Raw genomic sequence first — 26,141 nt, forward strand, 5'->3', positions numbered from 1 at the left:
AGCCTCTGACCAGCAGAGGCTTTTTTGAAGCACTAAGACTTACGATTCAACCGTTTTTCCATTGGACTGCTCCGGCTGGGTTGCTGCCGACTGTTGCTGCTTCGCCAAGCGCTTTTCCCAGAAGGTTGCATTTTTAATGCCCAACTTCACCGGATCAAAGGTGATATCACCACCGGCTTTTTGCTGCTCCTCATAATCACGCAGGCAAAGGATGGCAGGCTTGGCGACAAAGAAAATGGCCAGAATACCGACAATATTGATCCAGGCCATTAAACCAACGCCGATATCGCCAATGTCCCAGATATAGCCGGCAGCATTGACCATGCCGTAGGACACCATCGCCATAATCACAATTTTCACTAACACCAGCGGGATATTGAATTTAAAATAGCGGTTTAAGTAGGCCACATTGGTTTCTGCAATGTAGTAATAAGCCAAAATGGTGGTAAAGGCAAAGAAGAACAAGGCAACACCAACAAAGCCCTGGCCAAAGTTGCCAAACACACTAAACAGCGCCATTTGAGTGAACGCAGGTGAGCCAATTTCTGTGGCCGCATCAATATTCTGCACGATGAAGCTGCCATCGGTCAGCTCACCCACTACATTGTATTGCTGGGTGATAAGAATCATCAGCGCCGTAGCAGTACAAACAAACAAGGTATCGACATAGACCGAAAAGGCCTGTACCAGGCCTTGCTGCGCCGGATGATCCACCTCTGCAGCAGATGCCGCATGTGGCCCTGTGCCCTGACCTGCTTCGTTCGAGTAAATACCTCGCTTCACCCCCCAACCAATGGCAGCACCAAAGCCAGCCTGAGCAGTGAAAGCATCGGTAATAATCAGCGCAAAAATACCCGGCACTTTATCTATGTTTAAGAACACGATAATCAAGGCCATCACAATGTAACCTAGCGCCATAAATGGCACCACGATTTGAGTAAAGTTAGCGATGCGCTTAATGCCCCCAAAGATGATAAAGGCCAGCACAATCAGGATCACCGCCAACGCAACCAATTTATTGGTGCCAACTTCACCAAAACTGGTCACCACCATATTGCCATCGCCAAAGACCTGGGTGAAGGCATTACCAACCGCATTGGCCTGAACCCCTGGTAAGAACACCCCGCACGCGATAATGGCCGAAATAGCAAACAGGATCGCCAGCCACTTTTGCCCTAAGCAACGCTCGAAATAATAAGCCGGACCACCGCGATACTGGCCATCTTCTTCTACTTTGTAGATTTGACCCAGGGTGGATTCCGCATAAGCAGTACTGGCCCCCAGAAAAGCCACCACCCACATCCAGAAAATGGCACCAGGACCGCCAAAGCCGATAGCTGCAGCAACACCGGCAATGTTACCGACCCCAACCCGGCCGGATAGCGACACAGCCAACGCCTGAAAGGAAGAAATGCCTTTGGAGGAGGCATTGCCGCTAAACAGCAACTTACACATTTCTTTAAAGTGACGGACCTGTGCAAAACGGGTCAGGATGGAATAAAACAATCCGGCGCCAAGACACAAATAAATCAAGGCATCACTCCAGATAATGCCATTGACTGAGCTAACAAAAGCTTCCATGAGGTTCCCCTGAAAACACTGATTTTTTTATTGTACGGAAGCGGTACTCTGCCACAGAACCAAGGTTTGTACCAGAGGCTGACAGTTTCAGGGCGCCGCTGGCGCCCTGAATTGAGTGATTAAGCTGTGGTACCGTACTTATCTGCCAGATACAGCCAGGTTTCAACCACGGTATCCGGATTTAACGAAACACTGTCAATACCCTCTTCCATCAGCCAGGCGGCGAAGTCATCGTGATCGGACGGCCCCTGACCGCAAATACCAACGTACTTGCCTTCGGCTTTACAAGCCCGGATCGCCATAGACAACAGCTGTTTAATGGCAGGGTTTCGCTCATCAAACAAGTGTGCAATCAGGCCACTGTCCCTATCCAACCCCAATGTAAGCTGCGTTAAATCATTGGAGCCAATGGAGAAGCCATCAAAGTATTGTAAAAACTCTTTCGCCAGCAAAGCATTGGATGGAAGTTCACACATCATAATCAAACGCAGGCCATTGTCGCCGCGTTTCAAGCCATGGGCCGCCAATAGTTCAGTGACCGCTTTCGCTTCTTCCAATGTGCGGACAAAAGGGATCATGACTTCTACATTGGTAAAGCCCATCTGATTGCGTACCCGCTTCAGAGCTTCAACTTCCAGCGCAAAACAATCACGAAAATCTGCCGAGATATAGCGTGAAGCGCCACGAAAGCCAATCATCGGATTTTCTTCATGCGGTTCATAACGTCGGCCACCAATCAGGTTCGCATACTCGTTGGATTTAAAATCCGACATCCGTACTATGACTTTCTGCGGTGCAAAGGCGCAAGCCAGCGTGGCAATCCCCTCAGTCAGCTTAGCAATATAAAACTCCGTTGGGCTACTGTAACCAGCCATAAGCTGATCAATGCTGGCCTTTACTTCACTATCTTGTTGCTGATAATTGAGCAGCGCCTTGGGATGCACCCCTATCATACGGTTAATGATAAACTCAAGGCGTGCCAGGCCAACCCCGGCATTGGGCAAACGTGAAAACGCAAAAGCCCGCTCCGGGTTACCAACGTTCATCATCACTTTCATTGCCAGCTCTGGCATGCTATCGACACTGGTACTCACCAACTTGTGATCCAGCAAGCCTTGGTACACAAATCCGGTATCACCTTCAGCGCAGGAGATTGTTACTTCAGCACCATCCTGAATCTTCACCGTAGCATCGCCACAGCCCACGACAGCAGGAATACCCAACTCACGGGCAATAATAGCAGCATGGCAGGTACGACCGCCACGGTTGGTCACAATAGCTGCAGCCCGTTTCATAATGGGCTCCCAATCCGGATCCGTCATATCTGTGACCAGCACATCGCCTGGCTGGATCTGATCCATTTGATGGATGCCATCCAATACCCGGGCCACACCCGAGCCAATGCGTTGACCAATGGCACGCCCCTCAACCAGCACAGGTCCGGTTTCATTCAACTGAAAACGCTCCAGCCGGGTTTGATCCTCACGGCTTTTCACGGTTTCAGGACGGGCCTGCACAATATACAGCTGGCCATCAATGCCATCTTTCGCCCACTCAATATCCATCGGCCGCTGATAATGACGCTCTATGATCATGGCCTGATGCGCCAGTTGTTCTATCTCGGCATCCGTCAGAGAAAAGCGTCGGCGTTGCTCCGCAGGGACATCCTCCACCAGCACTTGTTTGCCATGCCCTTGCTCGCTGGAATACACCATTTGTACCAGTTTACTACCCAGATTGCGTTTTACCACGGCAGGGCGTCCTGCAGCCAAGGTTGGCTTGTGCACATAAAACTCATCCGGGTTGACAGCCCCCTGCACTACCATTTCTCCCAAACCAAAGGAGGAGGTAATAAAAACCACATCCTCAAAACCAGACTCGGTGTCCAGGGTAAACATCACTCCGGAGGAGGCGCAATCTGAACGAACCATGCGCTGAATGCCGGCCGATAAGGCTACTCCACGATGGTCATACCCCTGATGCACCCGGTAAGAAATAGCCCGGTCATTGAAGAGTGATGCAAACACATGCTTAATAGCCACTATGACCGCATCGTAACCACGTACATTAAGAAAGGTTTCCTGCTGACCGGCAAAAGACGCATCCGGCATGTCCTCAGCAGTAGCCGACGAGCGCACCGCAAACGACAGATCCTGGCCTGTATCAGGGTGCAACTGCAGGTACGCAGTTTGAATCGCTTGCTCAAAAGCCGCATGAAAAGGAGTCTCGATAATCCATTGTCGAATTTCTGCACCAGCAGCTGCTAATGCCTGCACGTCGTCAATATTCAGGCTTTCCAGACGCTGATAAATACGTTCATTCAAACCACTTTGCTCAAGAAACTCGTTAAAGGCATCGGCAGTGGTCGCAAAACCACCAGGTACCTGCACCCCAGCTCCTGCCAGGTTACTGATCATTTCACCTAAGGACGCATTCTTACCACCGACCTGTCCAACATCCTGCATGCCGAGGTCCTGATACCAACTGACGTAGTTTTGCACTGTGATTCTCCATGATTTGTAGCGAGCACTGTAAACTTACATAATGAGTTACATTTTGATTTTACACTGTGACTGCAGGCAAATAAACTCTTGAGAAAAAGCATTTTTGTCATAGGCTATAACAAACCCTGGTAAGGAGCTCTTGTGCGCACAGCATTTTATATTTCTGATGGTACCGCCATTACATCCGAAGTCTTTGGTCACGCTTTACTCTCGTTATTCCCCGCTGAGTTTGAGCATGTCACTATTCCGTTTATTGAAACAGTCGCTCAAGCCGAACAAATGAAAATAGTGATCAATGATCGCTTTGCCGCCAGCGGTCAGCGTCCACTGGTATTTCAGACATTTGTGGATGAGGCTCTGCGTGATGTGATCCATGGCAGTGAAGGAGTCTGTTACGACTTTCTGGACACCTTTGTCCCCTCGCTACAAAAAGAGCTCGGTATGGAGCCGGTCCCCAAAACTCATCGTACCCACAGCATGCACGAGAAAACCTACGACTATCGAATTGATGCTGTGAATTACGCGCTGGCGAATGATGATGGCGCCAATATGAAAGATTTTGATAAAGCAGATCTTATTCTGGTCGGCGTCAGCCGCTCTGGAAAAACACCAACCAGCCTGTATCTGGCGCTGCAGTATGGCATCAAAGCAGCAAACTACCCTTTTGTCGACGAAGACATGGATAGGTTAACATTGCCTGATGTGCTAAAGCGTAACAAAAATAAACTATTTGGCTTAACCATCAGTGCGGAACGCTTGAGTGATATTCGCCAACAGCGCCGGGCAAATAGTCGGTATGCTTCACTGGCTCAATGTCGGCTGGAACTTAATGAAGTGGAACAACTGTATCGACGAGAGCAAATCCCTTTTTTAAACTCATCGCAATTATCCATTGAAGAGATGGCGGCTAAAATTCTGGCCATTACCGGCTTGAAGCGGCACCGGCATTAAAAAGCTCTGGCATGTGCCAGAGCTGATATTTTTTGCAAGCAATGCGGTAGAGCTTACACCGAACCGTTGCGTAAACTGTCGGCAATTAAAAATGCCAGTTCCAGCACCTGATCAGAGTTCAGGCGGGGATCGCATTGCGTAAAGTAACGCTGCGCTAAGTCTTGCTCACTCAAGCCATAGGCGCCACCGGTACACTCCGTGACATGCTCACCGGTCATTTCCAGATGAATACCACCAGCATGAGTCCCTTCAGCCTGATGCACCGCAAAAAACTGCCGTATTTCACGTAAAATAGCTTCGAAATCACGGGTTTTGTAGTTATTACTGGCTTTGACCGTGTTGCCATGCATTGGATCGGAGCTCCAAACCACCTTTCGGCCTTCGCTTTGCACGCGGCGTACCAACTGCGGCAGCTTTTCAGCCAGATTATCAGCTCCCATCCGGGTAATCAGCGTCAATCGACCGGCCTTATTGTCCGGGTTCAGCGCATCAATTAAGCGAATTAGTTCATCACCATCAATGCCAGGGCCAACTTTCACCCCTACCGGGTTATGAATACCACGGAAAAACTCAATATGAGCGTGATCCAACTGCCGGGTTCGCTCACCTATCCATACCATATGGGCAGAGCAATCGTACCAGTCACCAGTCAGTGAATCCCGGCGCGTTAAAGCTTCTTCGTAATTTAACAGTAAAGCTTCATGCGAGGTATAAAGCTGCGTTTCACGAATGGATGGTGCTGTTTGTGAAGTAATGCCACAGACTTCCATAAAGCGCAGAGCTTCCTGAATGCGCTGCGAAATATCCTGATAGCGCTCTTTCAGTGGGTTGCTCTCAACAAAACTCATATTCCAGCGGTTGACCTGATGCAAGTCGGCCAGGCCCCCTTGTGCAAAAGCACGTAGCAAATTCAGCGAAGCTGCCGAGTGGTGGTAAGCAGTCACCAGCCGGTTCGGGTCTGGCCTGCGGGCTTCGGCAGTAAACTCGGAAGCATTAATGATATCCCCACGGTAACTGGGTAAGCTAACCCCATCTATGGTTTCCAGATCACTTGAACGCGGCTTGGCATACTGCCCTGCCATCCGGGCCACTTTCACGACCGGACTGCGGCCAGCGAAAGTCAGTACCACCGCCATTTGCAGTAATACTTTGAAGGTATCGCGAATTTTAGGGGCATGAAAATCAGCAAAGCTTTCCGCACAATCACCGCCCTGCAACAAAAAAGCTTCGCCATTGGCAACTTGCGCCAACTGGCTAAACAAATCCCGCGTTTCCTGTGCGAAAACTAAAGGCGGGTACTTCTGCAATTGCTGCTCTATTTGTGCCACCAGGGCTTGATCCTGATACTTTGGCTGCTGCTGAATAGGGAAATTCCTCCAGCTTTGCGGCGTCCATAAACTCACGTGCTTATCCTCATTGCTTGACTTCGAATCACTGGTTACAAAGTAAATTTATTACCGATGAAAAGCAATCTTTACGGCTAAATAAACTGTCTATATGCTATTCCAGATTGTTTTAGTAATAAAATTACCAAAATTAGCGCTGACGTGGCGCCATTTCCGCCAGTAAAGCCTTGCTACCCTGCTCAATAAGATCCAATACCCGCTCAAAACCACGACTTCCGCCATAGTATGGATCAGGCACTTCTTTGCACTGCGCAAAATCCGGGTGTCGGTGCAAAAAAAGTTGCAGTTTATGCTGGTACTGTTCAGGACAGCGTCGCTGGAGATCAGCCAGGTTTTGCAGATCCATGGCAAAAATAAAATCATAATAAGCAAAATCAGCATCTTTCACTGGTCGTGAGCGGATCCCGCTGAAGTTGTAACCTCGCTCCTTACCAACAGCAAGGCTTCTGTTATCTGGTGCAGCGCCCTGGTGATAAGCGCTGGTCCCTGCCGATTCGACCTCGACCGGCAGCTTTTGCAGCTGAGCCATCTGGCGAAAAACCGCGTGCGCAGTTGGTGAGCGGCAAATATTGCCAAGGCAAACAAAAAGTACTTTAATCATCCGACTCTAACCCCATCAAAACCAGCAGCATTTTACCATGAGCCAGGCTTTAACAATATGCTTGAACTGAATGACCTATACCGAAGATGCCTGCTCGATGGCAAGGCTTGCAATCGCACATACAAAAGGTTAATACTATGTGTAAATAATAGTATCTTTGGCCTAGCCACTCAAAAGGATCGCGCATGGACTCATTTCACCGGCTAATTGTTGTTACCGACCGAGAGCAAACATCCAACCTTTCTTTACTTGCCGACTCTATCCACCTGAAAGTAGAACAAGTTGGCAGACAAGAGTTTGAACAGAAAATGTTTCCTGGCAACGCATTAATTGCCTACCCATTCGTTGGCCGACAGTTGGGTAAACGAGGCATCCCGGACGATCTGGTTCAGGGTATGTCTAAAGGGTCTCTGTTTCTTTATCAGGTAGAGCGTAGTTTTGCAGACCCTAACTTTGCGCTGAATATTGGTATTCGGGGGCTTATCTACCGGGATGAACAACTTGATAGGGTTTTAACCGCTCTAAAAGCTATGATGGCCGGTGAACTGTACTTCCCACGAGCTGTTATGTCCGCCATGGTGGATGAAGTTTTACAACAACGATTCAAGCAAGGGTTTAATGCGGATGCTCTGACAGCCGTTCAATTACTTACCCGACAGGAAAAGCGCATCATTCATTTAGTTGCCGAGGGATCGCGCAATAAAGAAATAGCTTTGACTCTCAATATTAGTGCCCACACAGTCAAAGCTCATTTATCTTCTATTTTTCGCAAAACCAAGTCCAGAAACCGGGTTGAGTTACTGCGTTGGATACAGCAATCAAACCCGGTGCAATCCTTATCTTTAACCCATTAGATGGCATTGGCACTTTCTGACGTACCTGCCCGCCAGAAGCCGCGCTGCACCCCTTTCTCAATTAAGTCAGCAACGGCAGTTTCCATAGCCTGGCGCACAGAAAACTGCACAGGCTCATTGGTAGAAAAGCCGGTTTCCATTTCAGCCAGCCGATCAACGGCAACGTAACGGAACAACCCCGCCCGCATTTCATGCGAAAAGACTTTTTTGGTAGCAGATACTGATAACAAAACCTGGCCGGTATGCACATCCACTGCGCGCAAATAGACGGTCACCTGATCTTCACGAAACAGTTCCGAAGCGCCAATACCAAAATACTCAACCCCAAAACCGCCTGTGGTTAAATTGGTTTCATAGCTGATAATTCCCCCTTCAAACAACAACCTGGCTTCACGTAATGGCGGTAAATCCTGTCCAGTGCGGCTGGAGCCGTGGATTTTACGCTCAGTCAGCAGGTTTTGCAGCCCTTCACGCTCCAGTGGCGCAAACCAACCAGTATCCAGCAAAATCTGCATCAGCATCGAGGTTGCCCCTTGAGTGACAGCAGTCGAGAAACTTGAAACGTTGGCTTGCGGCTTATACTGGCCTGTCTGGTCTCTAAAGGAATAGACCGATACCGGGATGGCATGCTGAGGTCGTGGTTGTTGCCATAATTGCTGCATCAGATTGCTGGGTTTATCTACTTCAGCAGGGCTAATATGAAAGCGGGGCTTTGGCATGGCCGAGCAACCGGCAAGGACCAGCACTGTGGCTAAGGCAATAATTTTATGCATATTAGCCACCTATACTCGGGATGCTTAAAATAGTGATTTCACCAGTAATTTGGTTGGTGATCTGCACCCGGATGCTGCCATCAGCGCCGGTAGAAACATCCACCAAAAACTCACCTGTATCATACACCCCATCCACCAGATCACCATCGGCAATACGACGCGTTAGAGTATTGATGATATTACGCTCAAGTGCTTCTCTGAACTTATCGACAAAGTTTTTTTCCGCTCTGGCAGGTTGATGTATCTGCGCTTTTTGCAATAAAAAAGCACCATTCAACGGGTTGCCGCCAAAGCTGGGGTTAATCGGAGTATAAACCAACTCAGTACCATGAGCCGCGCCCATGATAAAGGGTAAGAATAACAACTTATACTTCATGGTCATTCCTTTAAAAAAATTCATCGGCTGATTCGCCGAGAATACGATCTGCTTGTATTCGGGCCAGCTCGGTAAGACTCTGTAACACCGCCTGCTCAGCAGTTTCTTTAACATCGTTGTAGCGCCTGCCAAAGTAGGTCTGATAAATCTTTCTGTCGTTCATTTCAACCCACAATACAGTTCCGGCCTGAGGATACACCTGCTCATAGATAACGACAGTAATATTGTCTGTTGCCGGTATATCACGCCAGTAACCCGAATAGTAAAAGACAAAATCTTTACCAAAACGAGTAACCGTCCGGTCGAGCACCAGGCCCCCCAATGTGATGTCCCTGGACATCACTGTTGCAGGAAGTGAGGTTAGAACGAGCAACAGCAGGTAAATTAGTATTTTCATAAGGGCATAAAGGCGGCCGAAGCCGCCTGTTCTACTTCAATAACAGATTAATGCTGAATAACGGTAGCCGTATTGAAATCACCAACCTGGGTCACTGTCATCATATTACCAGACCCCATTTGTGAGCCCATAACCAGGTTATCATTACCTAGTTGGCTAATAGATACCAGACCGGCATTACCACCTTGCACAAAAGAAGGGCCTGTATCACCAGTTACCCAGTTGCCTGCGCCGATTTGTGTAATGTTCATCACATTATCACTGCCAGCTAGCAGCACATCGATCAGGTTAAAGTCACCTTGCTGTTGTGCCATAAATTGTTGATCAAACAAGATACCGGCACCAGTGGCAACCACTTCATTAAAGTCACCTGACTGCTCGATGCTAAACTGATTGTCAGCGCCCATAAATTCAACATAAGCAAAGTTTTCTACGCCATCCTGATGGATGTCAATGACGTTGTCAAAACCAAACTCAACATTTGCTAGCGCATAGTTATCACTACCATATTGTTCAATGCTAATGGTGTTGTTGTAGCCAAAAGCTGCAGCACCAGCATAGTTAAACTCGCCTTCGCTGTGAATAAAAGCCTGGTTCATACCGCCGTCCAGAACCACTTCACCGACATTCTGACTGCCATCCTGGTAAATTTCGATATCATGGCTGTCACCAAAGGTCGCGAAGAAAGCGACGTTTGCACTCCCCTGCTGCCATACATCAACCAGGTTATCATTACCCGTTACCCCAATAGGCGCATCCACTTCGTTGCCCACACCTTCTTGTTGTACCCAGATGGTATTATCAACGCCAGCCAATGGTTCCAGGATGAACACGTTCTGTGAGCCACTCTGGTATACATCAACCAAGTTATTCTCACCACTGACATCAAAGGCAATAAAGGCGTTGTCATTACCAGACTGCTGAATATAGAAGGTATTATTATCACCATTCACACCCACAACACCACCAACGTTGCCATCACCAAACTGCGCAACCTCCATGAGGTTACCATCACCAGTCAGTTGAAACATGCCTGATTCGTTAAAGCTGCCTTCCTGAACACTGAACAACTCATTGTTATTTCCGTTAAAGCCAGCATTGGTCCAGTTCGCATCGCCGTCCTGATGCAGTTCGACAAAATTTGCATCGCCACTGAGTAGAATGGTCGCTTCATTTTGATCACCATTCTGGAAAACAGCCGCATCGTTAACATCACCTGTAATGGCGATTTCAGCCACATTCCAGAAGCCACTCTGAGTAACGGTAGCAGTGTTTTCATTGCCGTCAATATCTACAAAAGCAATGTGCCAATCATCTAATTGTTCGATACGGATCCAGTTGTCTTCACCAGCACTGAATGCATACCCCTCATGCCAGACACCATCCTGATTTAGTTCGGTGTTGTTAAGTGCACCATCCTGATCAACGATAGCCAGGTTAATGCTGCCTCTTTGCTCAACAAAAGCTTCATTCCCCTCCAATACACCCGCGACCGAAGTTTGCACAACGATCGCTTCGTTATCTGCCATTGCTGTACCGGTAAATGCCAGCGCGATAGCCATTCCCAGAATATGTTTACGTGGATTTTTGTAACTCATTATAGGTTCTCCATACTTTATTATTGTCACTTCTCTTGTAAAATCAGTACTGTGTAATGGCAAGTTCAGCGTGATTCCCAATTTGCTGAATACTAAAACCTGAACCACCAAACTGCTCAATCTGAATTCGGTTGTAATTTCCTTGCTGCAATACATCCAGTTGGTTTGACTGACCAAACTGCGAAATGATGGCTTCATTTCCAACACCAAACTGGCGAAGCTGCAACTGGTTCAGATAACCTGCCTGGTGCAGCAATGCGACATTGGCATAACCCAGTTGCTCAACCAGCAGACTGTTGTTTGCCCCCTGCTGCTCAATAACCGCCAGATTACCAAGCTGTTGCCGCTCAAGTAGTGAAGTCAGCGTTAGGGAAAACTCTGCGTGTAATCCACTACTGAATAGCAGTGTCATGGTCACCAGTAATACCTTGGCATTTGTAAACAAAACCCACCTTCCGTTAATGCGAAAACACAAATCTAAACTATAAGATTTCTAATATGCCGCAATCGGATAAAAGAGTTATTTTTAATCAAGATATAGTTAATTCTTAAATAATATTAACCATGAAAAACATAATCTTAAATAACCATCCGTAACAATTGCACCTCCCAATAGACTAGTTCATTTGTACTAATTTATACTGAATTCCATTTCTTAATTCTAATTTATGGTATTGATTACTAGTGCTAAATAAAGCGCAGCTTTTTTACTATAATGAAAAATTAAGGTACTCATCTATGCGACAATTCAAAAAACTGGCCATGGCTGTTTCTGCAGCACTGGTCGCAGGAAGTGTAATGGCTGCACCACAGCAAGCAGCCGATGATTCCATCTTAGTCGTATTCAAACCAGGTGTCGGTAAAGCAGAACGTGAGCAGGTTATGCGTCACTCCGGAGTGTCATTACGTGAGCTGGATGCACAGGGCCGCGATATCCGCATGAAGCATGTTGCCGATGGGCGCATTGCCAAAGTCCGCTTACCAAGCGGCGTGCAGCGCGATCATCTGATTAAAAAATTAAGTCAACACCCCGCTATTGAGCTGGCAGAGCCCAACTACATAGTACAATCCATGGCATCTCCACTTTCTCCGGACGATCCACGTTTTAACGAGTTATGGGGTTTGCACAATACCGGCCAGAGTGGCGGTACCCCAGGGGCTGATATCAGCGCTTTGGAAGCCTGGGAAATCACAACGGGCAGCCGCGATATCATCATAGGCGTTATTGACAGCGGCATGGATTACAACCACCCGGACTTAATTGCCAATCGCTGGGAAAATGACGGCAGCTATCCTGGGCATCAGTTCGGTTGGTCTACCCTAAATGCCAGTGGCGACCCGATGGATAGTGGCAGTCACGGTACTCATGTCGCAGGTACCATTGGTGCAGTGGGTGACAATGGTATTGGGGTGGTAGGTGTGAGCTGGAATGTAACCCTGATCCCATGCCAATTTCTAGGCCCCACCGGCGGCAGCACCGCTGGTGCTATCGAGTGTATCAGCTACTTCACCGATTTGAAGCTTAATCACGGTGTAGACGTAAAAGCAACCAACAACTCCTGGGGTGGCGGTGGTTTCTCTGAAGCCTTAAAGCTTGCCATTGAAGATGGTGGTGATGCAGGTATTCTGTTTATTGCCGCTTCCGGCAACGATGGCCGTGATGCCGATCAATTCCCGATGTATCCGGCTGCCTACGACTCGGATATTATTGTTTCAGTCGCATCGACTGACCGCAATGATAATATGTCTGGCTTTTCGAACTTTGGCCTGGAAAGTGTTGATTTAGGTGCACCAGGTTCAGCCATTTTATCCACAGTGCCAGGCGCTGGTTACTCCACCTTTAACGGCACTTCAATGGCGTCTCCACATGTAGCAGGAGCCGCGGCATTAGTTTGGTCATTGGATCCAAGCATTTCAGCACTTGAAATGAAAGATATCCTGATGCAATCAGGTGATACTCTTCCAACACTAGATGGTCGAACTGTATCAGGTAAGCGCTTAAATGTGGCTCGTGCACTCGAAGAGGCCGATCCTGCTCCAAGTTTCCGTATGAGTCTGGCTCCGCGTAATCTGGAAATTGTAGCCGGTGAGCAAGCCAGCTACAGCCTCGAGTTCAGCTCGGTAGCTGGTTGGAACGATGAAATCCAGTTGTCTGTCGATGCCACACCAGCGTTACCAGGCGTGAGCTTCTCATCGGATTTGGCTTTCCCGGGCGATACCGTATCTTTACTGGTTGATACCGATGAAGAGACTCCATGGGGGGCTTACCAGTTCCTGATCACGGCGACAGACAGTGCCAGCGGTGATATTGTTCGGCAGACAACCGCTAATCTGACGGTCATTCCGCAAGGCTTGATGGACTTCCCATACGAGAATACAACGCCTGTGGCCATTCCGGATAACAATGCAGCCGGCATTGAAAGCATTATCTCTGTAGCTGAATCTGGCCATGTATTTGGTACCGAAGTCGGTGTCAATATTACCCATACCTGGCGTGGTGATTTGATTGTTCGTCTGACCTCTCCGGAAGGCACTGTGCATACTCTGCACAATCGCACCGGTGGCAGTGCAGATGATCTCATTCAAACCTGGCAGTTGGATACTTACAACGGTGAAGCCATGCAAGGTGACTGGACACTATTTGTCTCAGATAATGCTGCGCTGGATACCGGCACCCTGAATAGCTGGAACCTGACCCTGACCGCTTTGCCTGATGGTGGCATTGTTGATCCGGATCCAACAGCACCAGAAGCTTCCTTCAGTTATTCAGCATCTGGTCTGATGGTGACCTTCAGCGATGAATCAGCAGAAGGGGATGAGGCCATTGTGAGCTGGGACTGGAGCTTTGGTGATGGCAACAGTTCCACCGAGCAAAGCCCCACGCACCTTTACAGTGCCGCCGGCAGTTACAATGTCACCCTGACAGTTGCTGACACGAATGGTGTGACTGATAGCACCAGCCAAACAGTAACGGTCGCCGATGTAATCAGCTCTATTGATTTGTGGGTACATCGCGCTCAGCAAGCCCGCACCGGCTCAAGCATTGTAGATTTACGCTGGTCTGGTGCTGAAAGCCGGGTTGATCTGTACCGTAATGGCAGCAAAGTAGCGACGCTGGAGAATCAGGGCAGTTATCGTGACCGCTTCAATACCTCAGCCGATCAGGTCGTGTACCAGTTGTGTGCTGAAAACACGGAGCAATGCTCTGCAGAGATTGTGGCACAATTCTGATAAGCCATTAATCCATGAAATCAAAGGCGATCCTTAGGGTCGCCTTTTTTATTGCGCTTTAACTTGCTATCTTAACTTCACCAGAGCGTAAAGTTGTAAGGAGCTGCTGTGCTCGCAGAATTTCAGGCTATTGAACACCACCTCAACCAGGTTATCCTAGGTAAAAGCGCTCAAATCAAATTAGCGCTCTGCTGTTTGCTGGCTAAAGGACACCTGTTACTGGAAGACTTACCCGGAATGGGCAAGACCACATTGGCTCATGCCTTGGCCGACAGCTTAAGTTTATCCTACCGCAGGGTGCAATTTACCAGCGATTTATTGCCAGGTGACTTGCTTGGTATGAACATCTATGACAGCCGTTCGCATCAATTTAGCTTTCAACCAGGACCAGTGTTCAGTCATTTACTGCTAGCGGACGAAATCAATCGCGCCAGCCCAAAAACACAAAGTGCTTTATTGGAAGCCATGGAAGAACAGCAAGTCTCGATTGATGGTGAAACCAGAGCTTTGCCCTCGCCTTTTTTTGTGATTGCCACCCAGAACCCTTTGGATCAATCAGGCACCTCGGCGCTGCCTGAATCACAACTGGATCGCTTCTTGATGCGGATCTCGCTGGGCTTTCCTGATCGGGCAGCTGAGTTTGAGCTTTTGGACTCGGATCGCGGTCAATCCAGGCTAAGTTTATTGCAACAACACATCAGTATTGAGCAGTTGATGGAATTGCAAGCTAAGGTACCCCATATTCACGCATCGGAAGCACTCATCAATTACCTGCTGGATTTGGTCGCCCACAGCAGACAGCATCCGGATATGCTGCCTTTATCACCACGAGCTGCCAAGGCACTGCTGCAAGCCGCAAAGTCCTGGGCACTATTGCAGCAACGCGACTATGTGACTGCCGATGATGTACAAGCAGTCTTTCCCAGCGTGACAGAACATCGTCTGGATCCTAAATCGCATGCTGCAGAGCCTCGCTGGAGCCTTCTGCTGTTGCGGGAAACGCCCTGCAATCTATAAAAGGAACGGCTCGTGGTGCGAGATAAAATCTCCAGGATGTTGCAACGCTGGCTGGCGCGAAAATTTACAGCAAGCAATGATTTTCAGTTAAACCACGGCAACCTGTTGGTATTCCCCAGTCGCTATGGTTTTTGGTTTGCTTTATTGATCTTACTGCTGTATCTGATGGGGACCAATTACCAAAACAACCTGATTTTGTTGCTGGCGTATTTACTGCTAAGCGTATTTCTGCTCTGTATCTGGTTTGCCTGGCGTAATCTGGCCGCGTTACAGATCCGGCTACAACCACCACAGGCTGTTTTTGCCGGCCAACAGCTTAGGCTACAGCTCGACATCACCGCAGAGCATCCTTTCCAGGCAGTGCAATGCACATCAGGCCCGGCTAAAGCATCAGCCAGTTCTGACCAGCCGGTTTGCCTGCAATGGACAGCGGCAAAACGTGGCTACTACCCTGTCACCAGCCTGCAGTTACAAAGTGACTATCCGCTTGGCATTATCCGCTGCTGGACTTATCTGCCGGTACAGTTACACTACTGGGTATACCCAACACCACTTTCACCGGTTACCCCCCAATGCTGGCAAGCTGGCACACCCGAGATCGGGCCGCGCAGCAGTACTGAACACCCAGAGCAGCTCAAAGCCTACCAACAGGGCGATCCGATCAAGCGTCTGCATTGGAAACGCCTGGCACGTCAACCTGATGTGCCTGTGATTAGGATTTCAGAGCAGCAGGCAAAGCAGGATCCTCGCTGGTTGCTGGTACCGCCCTTGCAGGGTGAAGCTCTGGAGCAATGCTTGTCAGAGATTTGTCACCAATTACTTGAACTCGAGGCAAAGCAAATGGAGTATGGTTTGCAATCCCCTGCCGGCGATGTGACGCTCGGTCAGGGGGCTCACCATTTACAGCAATGCCTACAAAAGTTGGCGCTATGCTAAATCAGTCGCGCTTTATTTACTTAGCAACCATCCTGCAGTTGCTGCTTATTTTGCTGATGCTGCCAGCCTGGCAATGGTGGAGTCTGGGATGCTTCCTGCTGCTCAATGGACTGGCTTTTCTACAGGCCTTTGATAAAGCCCCAGTGCTTAGTTTACGACTGGTCAATATTCTGGCTGCACTCTGTGTGGTGGCCTTGGTGCTGGCAGGACGGCAACTTGGTGCTATGAACTTTTTGATGCACATCCTGGTGTTGTCTGCCCTGCTGCGTTTGCTGGCGTTATCCAAACAAAAAGAAGCCAGGCAGTTGGTATGGGTCCATTACTTTATCCTGGGGTGCAGCTTTTTATTCCATCAATCGATAGCCATGGCCAGCTTAATCCTGCTCGCATTTGTACTGAACCTGCTGCTTCAATACCTGCTATTTGCGGTACAGATGCCAAGCAACCGCCAGCTGCGAGCCGATAGCCGCTTCCTGTTATTGTTACTGCCACTTTGGCTGGGATTGTTTTTGTTGTTTCCCCGCCTTGCCCCGCTATGGCAACTGCCCTCGGCGCAGCAAGCGATTACCGGCCTTGCCAATGAGATTGAACCCGGGACCATTGAACAATTGGTGCAAAGCAATGCCACAGCTTTTCGGGTACGGTTTGATGGTCCCTTGCCGCCGCAATCCGAACGCTACTGGCGGGCCAAGGTCTTTGAACACTTTGATGGTCGGCGCTGGTCTGTACAGCAAGGGTTTCATCATCCTGGCCGTCCGCGCAGCCGGGACTACCCTAACCAAGCGACAGAGCTCCGGTACCAGATCATTGCCGAGCCAAGCTTTCAGCGCAGTGTCTTTACTTTAGGGGTGCCTACACAATGGAGCCCTGAACTGGAAGCTTTGCCTGCTGCTCTGTTGGGCTACAACAGAACCATCAACCAACGCATCAGTTATCAGATCAGCAGTGTGACTGCTGCCGTGCCACTCACTGATGTTCAGGAAAAGCACTGGAATTTGCTGACCGGAGACCATAACCCGCGCAGCCAACAACTCGCCTCTGTGCTGTTGGCCAACCACCCAGAACCGCACGACTTTGCGGAGGCACTACTGGCTTATTTCCGTCAGCACGCCTTCTTCTACACCTTAAACCCGCCCCCTTTAGGCCAAAATAGTGTGGATGACTTTTTATTTCAAAGCCGGGCCGGTTTTTGCAGTCACTATGCATCGGCCAGTGCTTTATTATTCCGTCAGGCGGGGATACCGGCCCGGGTTGTCGGTGGTTACCTTGGTGGGGACTGGTATCAGGAGCAGCACTATTTACTGGTACGTCAGCGAGATGCACATGCCTGGGTCGAGTACCTGGTGGATGATGTGTGGCATTCCCTGGATCCAACGGCAGCCATCGCCCCCGATCGGGTGTTGAATGGCCTGGACAGCGCTTTGTCCGATGCGGACATGGCGTTCCTGACTGGAGGCCTGTTTGGGCAACTGCCTTTGCTGTCTCAACTGCGGCTGCAGCTGTTGCATCTGGACTACTATTGGTCGGTTTGGGTACTGGGCTTTAATCAGCAACGCCAGGATGCACTGTGGCGATCATTTACGGCATTCTGGCAACAATGGCGCCAGCTGTTGTGGCTTAGTCTGCTGATAACACTTAGCCTGGTGCTGCTGGCAGTGGCATGGTGCTGGCACCGCAGAAAAAAGCGATGCAGTGTAACAGAGCAATTGCAAAAAAGCATACCCGATCTGGCCAACAAGCTGCCTCAGCAAAGTATCAGCAAGGCCTTGCAAAGTCTTGCGGAGCAGGCTCCGTCCCAGCAGATGTTGTTGCACCGTGTGCAGATCCTGTATGAGCGCAGCATTTTTGCCTCAGATCAGTCAGCACAACAAGAACTGCTCAGACTGCTCAAACAGCACCGGCGACAGCTGACACAACTGGGCAAAAAGTAAGGGCAGTCACAGACTGCCCTTAGTATCATCGGCGAATGTCTGCCGCCGGCCCCGGTTGCAAAGGATCTGCTTTTAGCTCCGGAACAGGCGCACGCTGCACTTTGCCTCGCAGATAATCAATGGCAAAATCCAGCTGGGCATCCGTGCCATTGAAGGTCGCCACCGGCATATTGCGTACTTCGTAATCCGGTGCTACACCATAGCCTTCAATGATGTAGCGCCCATCCATGGCAAACTGAGGCGTTTCAGCCACCCGGGCGACACCCCGATCGCTCAGTAAGTTGCGTCCTGTCAACCAAACGCCGGCTCCTGCGGTACGCATGCCCACCAAAGGCCCAAGCTCCAGAGCTTTGACACCGGCGGCAAAAGTTTCGCCGTCAGAATACGTCAGTTGATCGGTTAACACGACCAAGTGACCGCGGAAGGTCTGCTGCATATTGGTATAAGCACCGCCCTGGGTAGGCTGCCAGAAAGCCCAGGCTCGACGCAGTAGCTTCTCGATGATCCAGCTATCAATATTGCCACCACGATTGCGCCGCACATCAATGATCAGGCCATCTTTGTCAATGTTGGCGTAGAACTCCCGGGCAAAGCTGGCAATATCATTCGGTCCCATGGCATACAAATGCAGGTAACCGAATTGGCCTTCAGAAGCCGTTTGCACCTTGGCAGCATTGTTAAAGACCCAATCCTGATAGCGCAACTGATGATCGCGCCCGGCATTCACCGGCACGGCTACCGTTTGTAAGCGGCTGCTGCCCCGCTGCAAGTCCAGCAATACCTGACGCCCCACCTGGTTACGGAGTTGCTGCTTCACATCGGCTACCGTTTGCACGGCTCGGCCATTCACCGCACGGATCAGATCACCGGCCTGAGCATCAACCCCAGGCTGTGCCAACGGAGCCGCCTGGCCAGGTAATTCAGGATCTGTTTGGTAAATATGTGCAATACGAACGCCATTTGCTGTAGTTTCCAGGCTGGCACCAAGGCTGGCAGCCACAGCCGCAGGGCTTTGTCCGGGATAATCACCACCCCGCACCTGTGAGTGCAGTGCATCCAACTCTCCCATCATCTGGGCCAGTACATCGTCCAGCTCGTACCGATCAGACACCCGGTTTACCAGCGGCAAATAACGCTCCCTGGCATCTTGCCAGTCTATCCCACGCATGGCCTTGTCGAACAAAAACTCACGCTGCATCAACCAGGCATCGCGGAACATCTGCTGCCATTCCTGCTTTGGATCCAGCGCCAACTGCCACTGTCGACTGTTTAATAATGCAGAGCTGAGATCACCAGGCTCCTGATCGCCGATAGCCACCACATACATAGGGCCTGTGCCATTGCGCTGCTGCTTGCGAAAGTACAACTGCTTACCATCGGTGGAGATGCGATAATCGGCAATAGCTGAACCGTAATGTTCAACTTTCGCCTCCCGGTTATCCACTTTGATCACTTTCAGGGCGGGCAAAATATCGGCATCATGACTCCACTCCCGCACAAACAAACGCTGTTCAGTGACGCTTAGCTGGGTGTAGTTCCCGGCCGGAACCGGGACCTGCCATAAGCGTTGCTCCAATCCCTGCCAATCAACCCGGCTTTCAGGAGCTGATCTGCGACCTCGTCGTGCCGGCTCTTCCACCGGCTTTGCCGCCACTACTAGCTCGGTTGGTGGCTGAAACGGGAAAGTGGCTCCTTGCTTCAGATTGACAGCGAAAATCTCACTGCGGCGGTCAAACATCGGACCAAGATTGCGATCCCCCCATGGATGGCCAGGGGTAGCGCGGAAATGACGGTTGGATAAAAAGTACAGCCAGTTGCCATCCGGGCTAAAAGCAGGTGAAAACGACTCGTACTTGCTGCTGGTAATCCGTTGATGCTTTTGCTCTGCCAGCGAGTACAACAGTACCTGGCTTCTTTGCTGCCGGCTTTCCAAATGAGTCACTGCAATAAGTTGACTGTCGTGCGACCAGACAATATCCGCAAAGGGGGAAAGCCCAACACCGCCACTGAATGCCAGACGGTTTTCCAGTGTTTGCAGATTAAGCAGCCACAGGTTACCAGCTTTATCATCATGCGCCAGCCAGTTGCCATCCGGTGACAAAGCCAGTTGCCAGCGAAAATCAGTCCCATCTTTGGTCAGTTGCTGTGCTTCATCCCGGCCGTCGGCGGCATAACGCCAAATCTCCAGCTCGCCGCTTTGATCACTGATCGCATACACCCAGCGTCCATCATGACTTAAAATGGCTTCCCGGATTCGGCTGTTGGCTGGAGTCGCAATTTCTACCAGCCGTGCCGGTGATTTAGCGGCAATCGCCACCTTGCCCCGGGCGGTTAATACCACCTGATCGCCAAAGCCAGCGTAATGGGCACTGGTCAAATAGTTCAGAGGTTGATCCAGCCAGCGTTCACGCTGATGCGGTCGGTCGGATTGAATGCTCAGTTCAAGCAAACGCTGATGCCCTGTTTGCACGTCCAGTAAATGAATATCAGCACCCAGTTGATAAACAATACGGCCCTGGTTCAAATACGCTTGCCGTACTTGCCAGTCCTGATGGTCAGTATGTTGCTGCAAATTGCTGCCATCGGTTTGCATCGACCAAATGTTTGGATTACCGCTTTGATCACTGACAAAATACAAGCGCCCCTGCCAGTACATTGGATGACGAATGGACCCCTGGTGCGAAGCACTTAGCAGCTCGGCTTCCTGTCCGGAACCAAGCTGGTAGCGCCATAGTTCTCCCAAAGCCCCACCACGGTATGTGCGGGCGTTGTCACCGGTGACCTGCAAGCCATGTTGTACAAAATACAACCATTCACCGGCATCGTCCATAACCCCCTCAATGGCATCCGCGACCGGCAAGGTTTCTGTATGCAGATTGGCAGGATTGACTGTTTTTAACAGCCAGAAGTTAGCCGGGCCTGCCACCTGATCGGTGGCATAAAGTAACTTGCCATCAGCGGTCCAACCCTGCAGCCGAACCCGGCTGTTTTCATAAGTAACACGCTTGGCTAGCCCACCATTGGCCGGCTTTACATACAGCTCTGGAGTTTGCTCGTAACTGGCAACAAAGGCCAACCATTCCCCATCGGGCGATAAACGGGCTTGTGTTTCCTCAGCCGGGTGGCTGGTAAGTCGCTGGCCACGCAGCTCGGTCAAATCGGCACGCCAAACACTGCCTTCAGAAGTAAACAGCAGCGTATCCTGCTGCAAAGATGGTGCCCGGTAGTAACTATCGGACGCAAATGCAGAAGTAGCGCAAGCGGATGCAACGGCCAAAGCCAGTAGCGTACGTTTTATCATAGCAACCAAAATTATTGTGTAATAAGTGTGAACTAAGCTACCAGAAGTCCACACAGGGAGCCAGATAGAATACGGCTAAAGCTGGGTTTTTAGAGATAAAGTAACATCTTGTCATAATACGTTTTGGTAGTAGTTAATGCTGTATCCAATGCCCCTAGATCTGGTCATCAACCGCCACTTTGTCGGCGGCTATTACTTCCACCAAGCGGTAATGGTACAAACTGGCATCGGCCGGCACGGTTTCGGGGGTAAAGCGCTGTTCCCGTTCAATCAGCAGTTGGTACTGATAACCGGGTACAAAGTCGAAGCCTTCGATGCTCTGGTAGAAAAACGAGCCATCCACCACCAGGCAGCGCATTGGTGCCACACCAACACAGTCTTGCTGGTAGGGCCCAACCGTAACGGTATAACGTTCTGCCAGCGGCAGGTTTGTCTCGGGCTTGTCAGCACTACCACAACCAACCAGTAGCAGGCCGCACAACAATCCAGGAATGATTCTCATGTTAGATTCCTTCTTTATTTGATTATGTGACTTTAACTTGTTCTGCATCGATAGGTCCAGATGGCCCTTTTCAGGAAGCTCGATGGAAAAATCTCTCTCCTGTACAGCTCACTGACCCGGCAACTATAATTCACGGTATGATTTTTCGGCTGATAATTCAGCCAAAAGAGATAATTTGCATCGCTTTTCGGCAAGCCTAGGTAACCTTTTCTATAAGCATGAGCAAGCAAGTATTGCCAGTTAGTATTGCCGTGTTCAGCAGCCAATTGATAAAAGTTTATTGCCGTAATCAAGTCCTTATCGGTGCCAAGCCCAAGCTGATAGGCTTCCCCTAGCTTTCCGGCAGCAAACATGGAGCCAGTCAGGTATTCATCGTTCAGGTAATCAAAACCAAGTTTTTGCAGCTCAACATCCCTGACATAAAAAAGCCGCAGACTCGCCAAGACATGGGCACTGGTAGTATTCCCAAGCTCTGTGCCATACTCAAAATATGGGATGGCTTTATCAACATTGGGCGTAGCCCCGGCCAAGCCATCCATATAGCATTCACCAAAACTAAAGGCCATTTGGGCCTTTAGCCAGCCAGCTGGCATATTCCATTCTTGAGGAGTGGGAGCGTTTGCGAAGAGTTCACTCCAATATTCGTTGAGTTTAGCCTCCTGTTGCTCCATGTTCTTAGCTCTGAGTATATCAATCGGCAAAATACTATCGCATTGATTTGGCCTGGCTTTACCATCACCAGAGAAAAGAATGAAACAGAATGCTGTCATTAAAATGCGGCTAACTTTAAGCACCGGAATTCCTCATTACAGCCACTGCAGCTGTATTTTATGCAAAATCGATAGCTACCATGCACTGCCTATCAGTCTGAATCACAGTGAGTTGGAACCTCGGCATTGCGTACAAAAGCAGACGTAATTTGTACAAAGCATTCAGGGGCTACCATCGCTAAAAAATAGGCGCCATGGGTCACAGTCGAGAACTGCACCGCACCGGCCGGTTTTAGCAACTTCGCATGAGCCAGAGCCCCTTCGTAATGCGTGTTCGGATCCAAAGTACCATGAATAATTAACGTGCGCGGTAGTTGCTTTGGTACCTGACCGAAGTATTTATCCCGTTGGTACAGTGGCGCGACACTGTTGGTCAGCAGGCCAGGTAGTGGACTGATAAAGAGCGCATCTTTGGCTTCCTTAGCCACTATTTCAGTGCTCAAATCAGGCCGGCTGTTGTTCTCCGATGCACTGATTAGCATCACTAATGGCAACGAGTTGGCCGACTGCGGATAAGGAGTTAATTCTTCATGGCTTTGCGTCAATGCTGTGGCTGTTTGTTGCAACAGGGTTGTGTCTGCTCTGGTCAGTTCATTGATAATCGCCGGAATACCAGCTCGCAAGTCAGGGTAATTTAATAAAGCACCCAGAAATTGGCGCAAATCCGTGCGGCCTAACACCTCTTGCCAGGGTTTAGTTTCATTGGCTAACAGAGTTTTCAGGCGCAAGGTACTTTCATTATCCAGCAACTGACGACCCACAGCATCGACCATGGACGTGCGATAACTTAGATCCCATTGTGCTGCCGACTCCGGCGGTACCAGGCCATCTAAAATCAAAGCATCCAGTTCTGGCTGGGCCACTTGCAGCAGGCGTAGCACCAACTGGGTGCCATAAGAGACGCCATACAGTTTCACCTCGCCTGGCTCACGATACAGTGTGATCAATGCAGCTAAATCCTGCGCGGCATTGGTAATGCTAAACGCCTGGGTTCGCGCCGGGTTGGCAAACAGATAGCCAATACAAGGGCCCCACTCAGAGCCGGCCAAGGCATAGCCGTCCTCACTTTCCAACGCCTCTTGCACTGGACATAAGCGGCTGGACTCGCCAGTGCCCCGGTGATCCGGGATCAGCAAATCATAGCCAGGAAACGCAGCGCGAAATACATCGATAAAGGGATAAAAAGCAGCACCCGGCTCGCCTGGCCCACCGGCTATCAACCAAATCTGACCACGCCTGCTGGTGGGGTCTTCCACTGCAAACTTTCGGATGGCCAGCTCCAGCTCGCCTTCAACCTGCCCGGCATAATCCAGCGGTACGCTCACTCGCGCGCAGCTCGATGCAGCCAGAGTGGCGTCCGTAACCGTGTCCAGGCAAGGGCCAAAAGAGGCCGCAGCTACAGCATTGGCATACAGCACTGCCAGGCCAAAGAAGGTAAAAATGGTTTTCAAAGTTAGATCCCTTAATCGAGTATTGTCCGTACGCAACATAAAACACAAAATTAACAGTGACAAGTTCTTTGCAGCTTATAGCATGACCTTAGCGATCTTCGTTTAAAAATACCTGTTTGAAAGGCTCCCCGTCCGAGATACGGTCAAGATCTGCATAGAACTGCTCAGGGACGATCAATGGTTCGACCGCCAGCCTGGCGGCCTGATAATTTTTGCGGATATCGCCGGAAAAGAATGGTTTGGCGCTTGAACGCTTGGTAACCTCTGCCACCTCTGCCTCGGTCAGTTCGATATTATCCGGTAAAAAAGGCGGCCGGTGATCGACCGTTAATGCTGCCCCTTCATCAAACCATACCGGGATGTCTTTTAACAAACGGACAAAACCCACCCGTTGCTGAATTTCAGCATGCAGCCATTCATGAGCAAGGACATCGACATTCAGCCCTTGAGGGCCAACAACAATGCAGGCCCGCCAGGGCAGCCGGTGCATTGAGGCGGTCTCGTTGGCTCCCCACGCCAGAGCTGCCTCAGCACTTGGCACAATAACAATACGTGGCTCAGATACCGGAGTGCCATACAAACCTTTGATGCGTTCAAAAGCCAGCTCCAGCAAGTCGCTGAAGTGCGCCCTTTGCTCGTCCGGCATTGCTTTGGCATAGACGTTGGTGCTGATTTGCTGGTAACTCAGCACCGGCAACAATTCACACGCCAGCGCATGGCGCTGCAAAAATGCACCGCACAAACACACCAATATTAAACTAACACCCAAGGCCCAAAGCATTTTTCGCAGCATCCAGTTCCATTCCTTATTGTTATTTCAGCGACCAGAAAAAACGGCCCTTGCCTAGCCCATTTAACATCGCGCACTCGGAACACAATGATTACTGTCTATCTTGCCAATACAAAGGTTTACGGCTTTGATGCATGACCGCAAGAACAAAACATGTGTTTTTATCAGATTTGTACACTACTGCATAAGGAAACTTTGTAAGCACAAAGCGGCGAGTATTTTTGCTCAACTTAGGCCAAGTGGTTGGCAACTGCTTGATAAATTTATAAGCAGATTCCAGTTCAGTGATAAAATCATCACCCAACCCAGTTGCTTGCTCTTCGTACCAAGTATAGGCTGCTTGCACTTTCGACAAGACAGATGGGTGAAAAATCAGCTCCGTCATGGAACTTATTTAAGCTTACTTTTGATTTCATCCCAGGAAATGCCCTGAACCTTGCCTGTTTCAAGTTCTTCCAGGCGCTGCTCAGCTACCTGGCTCCAGCTAGCATCCACATCGTCATCCTGCGTTTTTTCCAAGCTTGAAATCAGACAATGAGCCAGCAAGGCTCTATCATTGGCGGAAAGTTCTTTGGTAACTTCAATTATCTGCTCAAGAGTTACACTCATAGGGAAAGCACTCCATCAATACTTAAACCGAGTGTAGCATGCTTATAGCTTTGTACCGACAAGTAGCGCCATATGCAGCAGCGGGTAAGGCTTACCTTGTCCATCAATTCGGTGCCAACGCTGCTGTTAGGATTTGCCATTCACTGCCAGTAAATTCAAAGACTATATAACTGCTTTTCGTTCTGAACAAAAACCTGGAACCATCATGACTTACTCGTGTAGCAGGGTCAAAGGGTGAAATAACCGCTTCCAACCAATTCAACAGCGGTTGATCAGCGGTCGTTGTGTAACTATCACCTAACTGATAGTCAGCAAGGAATTTAGCGAAGTCCGCCGGGAGCATGCTGTCTTTCACTACACGCTGATTGATGTAATCAAACCCTGTGCAATCCGAGTAGAGGACGGTATCTTGCCTAACTTGATGCATCTCTTTGCAAACAGCAGCAGGATTTAACAGCTCAATGTATTCAGTCATCAAATCCAAAGCGCTGAGACTGCCAGCAGTTAAAGCCACTAAGCTCAGCGTTGCAGTAGGAAATACTTTCAACCCACACCTTCCTTA

23 protein-coding genes are annotated in these 26,141 nt (G+C 49.7%); 6 read left to right on the plus strand and 17 right to left on the minus strand.

Annotated features, from left to right (window positions below):
* Nucleotides 1-39: 39 nt before the first annotated feature.
* Together ABC502_RS14770 and ppsA are read right to left on the minus strand one after the other, a co-directional pair.
* Entirely contained in the window at nt 40-1,581 is a 1,542-nt protein-coding gene (locus tag ABC502_RS14770; protein ID WP_345916431.1) for an alanine/glycine:cation symporter family protein, read from the minus strand.
* A 119-nt stretch (nt 1,582-1,700) separates the two neighbouring features.
* Nucleotides 1,701-4,082, minus strand: a complete 2,382-nt coding sequence (gene ppsA / locus ABC502_RS14775; protein ID WP_330086996.1) for a phosphoenolpyruvate synthase — start codon at nt 4,080-4,082, stop codon at nt 1,701-1,703.
* 144 nt (nt 4,083-4,226) lie between these two features.
* Here ppsA and ABC502_RS14780 point away from each other — a divergent pair, with 144 nt between their 5' ends.
* Nucleotides 4,227-5,036 carry a pyruvate, water dikinase regulatory protein gene (locus tag ABC502_RS14780; RefSeq protein ID WP_330086997.1) on the plus strand — a complete coding sequence of 270 codons (810 nt, stop codon included), beginning with the start codon at nt 4,227-4,229 and terminating at the stop codon, nt 5,034-5,036.
* Between the two features lie 53 nt (nt 5,037-5,089).
* Here the strand turns inward: ABC502_RS14780 and ABC502_RS14785 are convergent, their stop codons facing one another.
* Nucleotides 5,090-6,439, minus strand: coding sequence for a 3-deoxy-7-phosphoheptulonate synthase class II (locus ABC502_RS14785; RefSeq protein WP_330086998.1), 1,350 nt, complete (start codon nt 6,437-6,439; stop codon nt 5,090-5,092).
* A gap of 133 nt (nt 6,440-6,572) precedes the next feature.
* Complete coding sequence (locus tag ABC502_RS14790; RefSeq protein WP_330086999.1) at nt 6,573-7,043, minus strand: low molecular weight protein-tyrosine-phosphatase; 471 nt, start codon at nt 7,041-7,043, stop codon at nt 6,573-6,575.
* Between the two features lie 185 nt (nt 7,044-7,228).
* On the opposite strand from ABC502_RS14790, the gene ABC502_RS14795 reads away from it, so the two are divergent.
* Nucleotides 7,229-7,897, plus strand: a complete 669-nt coding sequence (locus ABC502_RS14795) for a response regulator transcription factor (RefSeq protein WP_345916434.1) — start codon at nt 7,229-7,231, stop codon at nt 7,895-7,897.
* On the opposite strand, the gene ABC502_RS14800 is transcribed toward ABC502_RS14795, so the two are convergent.
* From ABC502_RS14800 to ABC502_RS14820, 5 genes are all read right to left on the minus strand, one after another.
* Nucleotides 7,894-8,670 carry a CsgG/HfaB family protein gene (locus ABC502_RS14800; RefSeq protein ID WP_330087001.1) on the minus strand — a complete coding sequence of 259 codons (777 nt, stop codon included), beginning with the start codon at nt 8,668-8,670 and terminating at the stop codon, nt 7,894-7,896. The two genes, ABC502_RS14795 and ABC502_RS14800, sit on opposite strands and share 4 nt — an antisense overlap.
* 1 nt (nt 8,671) lies before the next feature.
* The gene (locus ABC502_RS14805) at nt 8,672-9,046 is read right to left on the minus strand and encodes a curli assembly protein CsgF (protein ID WP_330087002.1); all 375 of its coding nucleotides are present in this window, start codon (nt 9,044-9,046) and stop codon (nt 8,672-8,674) included.
* A 10-nt stretch (nt 9,047-9,056) separates the two neighbouring features.
* On the minus strand, nt 9,057-9,386 hold the full coding sequence (locus ABC502_RS14810; RefSeq protein ID WP_330087003.1) for a curli production assembly/transport protein CsgE: 330 nt from the start codon (nt 9,384-9,386) through the stop codon (nt 9,057-9,059).
* A 104-nt stretch (nt 9,387-9,490) separates the two neighbouring features.
* Nucleotides 9,491-11,041, minus strand: a complete 1,551-nt coding sequence (locus ABC502_RS14815; RefSeq protein WP_330087004.1) for a hypothetical protein — start codon at nt 11,039-11,041, stop codon at nt 9,491-9,493.
* A gap of 43 nt (nt 11,042-11,084) precedes the next feature.
* Nucleotides 11,085-11,486 carry a curlin subunit CsgB gene (locus ABC502_RS14820; RefSeq protein WP_345916435.1) on the minus strand — a complete coding sequence of 134 codons (402 nt, stop codon included), beginning with the start codon at nt 11,484-11,486 and terminating at the stop codon, nt 11,085-11,087.
* A 293-nt stretch (nt 11,487-11,779) separates the two neighbouring features.
* Between ABC502_RS14820 and ABC502_RS14825 the strand changes: the two genes are divergently transcribed.
* The 4 genes from ABC502_RS14825 (at nt 11,780) to ABC502_RS14840 (ending at nt 18,156) form a co-directional block, all read left to right on the plus strand.
* Nucleotides 11,780-14,272 carry a S8 family serine peptidase gene (locus tag ABC502_RS14825; RefSeq protein ID WP_345916436.1) on the plus strand — a complete coding sequence of 831 codons (2,493 nt, stop codon included), beginning with the start codon at nt 11,780-11,782 and terminating at the stop codon, nt 14,270-14,272.
* Nucleotides 14,273-14,380: 108 nt separating this feature from the next.
* Entirely contained in the window at nt 14,381-15,289 is a 909-nt protein-coding gene (locus ABC502_RS14830) for an AAA family ATPase (protein WP_330087006.1), read from the plus strand.
* 12 nt (nt 15,290-15,301) lie between these two features.
* A complete protein-coding gene (locus ABC502_RS14835; protein ID WP_345916437.1) occupies nt 15,302-16,225 on the plus strand; it encodes a DUF58 domain-containing protein in 924 nt (307 codons plus the stop codon).
* A complete protein-coding gene (locus tag ABC502_RS14840; RefSeq protein ID WP_345916438.1) occupies nt 16,219-18,156 on the plus strand; it encodes a DUF3488 and transglutaminase-like domain-containing protein in 1,938 nt (645 codons plus the stop codon). The genes ABC502_RS14835 and ABC502_RS14840 overlap by 7 nt, the downstream gene beginning before the upstream one ends.
* Before the next feature lie 25 nt (nt 18,157-18,181).
* Here the strand turns inward: ABC502_RS14840 and ABC502_RS14845 are convergent, their stop codons facing one another.
* From ABC502_RS14845 to ABC502_RS14880, 8 genes are all read right to left on the minus strand, one after another.
* The gene (locus ABC502_RS14845; protein WP_345916439.1) at nt 18,182-21,457 is read right to left on the minus strand and encodes a S41 family peptidase; all 3,276 of its coding nucleotides are present in this window, start codon (nt 21,455-21,457) and stop codon (nt 18,182-18,184) included.
* Between the two features lie 154 nt (nt 21,458-21,611).
* A complete protein-coding gene (locus ABC502_RS14850; RefSeq protein WP_345916440.1) occupies nt 21,612-21,959 on the minus strand; it encodes a DUF4377 domain-containing protein in 348 nt (115 codons plus the stop codon).
* A gap of 32 nt (nt 21,960-21,991) precedes the next feature.
* Nucleotides 21,992-22,753 (minus strand): tetratricopeptide repeat protein, encoded by a 762-nt coding sequence (locus tag ABC502_RS14855; RefSeq protein ID WP_345916442.1) that lies wholly within the window; start codon nt 22,751-22,753, stop codon nt 21,992-21,994.
* Nucleotides 22,754-22,821: 68 nt separating this feature from the next.
* Nucleotides 22,822-24,180: an alpha/beta fold hydrolase gene (locus ABC502_RS14860; protein WP_345916443.1), complete on the minus strand. Its 1,359-nt coding sequence runs from the start codon at nt 24,178-24,180 to the stop codon at nt 22,822-22,824.
* Nucleotides 24,181-24,268: 88 nt separating this feature from the next.
* Entirely contained in the window at nt 24,269-24,973 is a 705-nt protein-coding gene (locus tag ABC502_RS14865) for a hypothetical protein (RefSeq protein WP_345916444.1), read from the minus strand.
* An 88-nt stretch (nt 24,974-25,061) separates the two neighbouring features.
* The gene (locus ABC502_RS14870; RefSeq protein ID WP_345916445.1) at nt 25,062-25,355 is read right to left on the minus strand and encodes a type II toxin-antitoxin system RelE/ParE family toxin; all 294 of its coding nucleotides are present in this window, start codon (nt 25,353-25,355) and stop codon (nt 25,062-25,064) included.
* Nucleotides 25,356-25,360: 5 nt separating this feature from the next.
* Nucleotides 25,361-25,579, minus strand: a complete 219-nt coding sequence (locus tag ABC502_RS14875) for an addiction module protein (protein WP_345916446.1) — start codon at nt 25,577-25,579, stop codon at nt 25,361-25,363.
* A 103-nt stretch (nt 25,580-25,682) separates the two neighbouring features.
* Nucleotides 25,683-26,126 carry a hypothetical protein gene (locus ABC502_RS14880; RefSeq protein ID WP_345916447.1) on the minus strand — a complete coding sequence of 148 codons (444 nt, stop codon included), beginning with the start codon at nt 26,124-26,126 and terminating at the stop codon, nt 25,683-25,685.
* Nucleotides 26,127-26,141 lie beyond the last annotated feature (15 nt).

The sequence above is a fragment of the Alkalimonas sp. NCh-2 genome, from assembly GCF_039631345.1.
GTDB classification, from domain to species: domain Bacteria; phylum Pseudomonadota; class Gammaproteobacteria; order Enterobacterales; family Alteromonadaceae; genus Alkalimonas; species Alkalimonas mucilaginosa.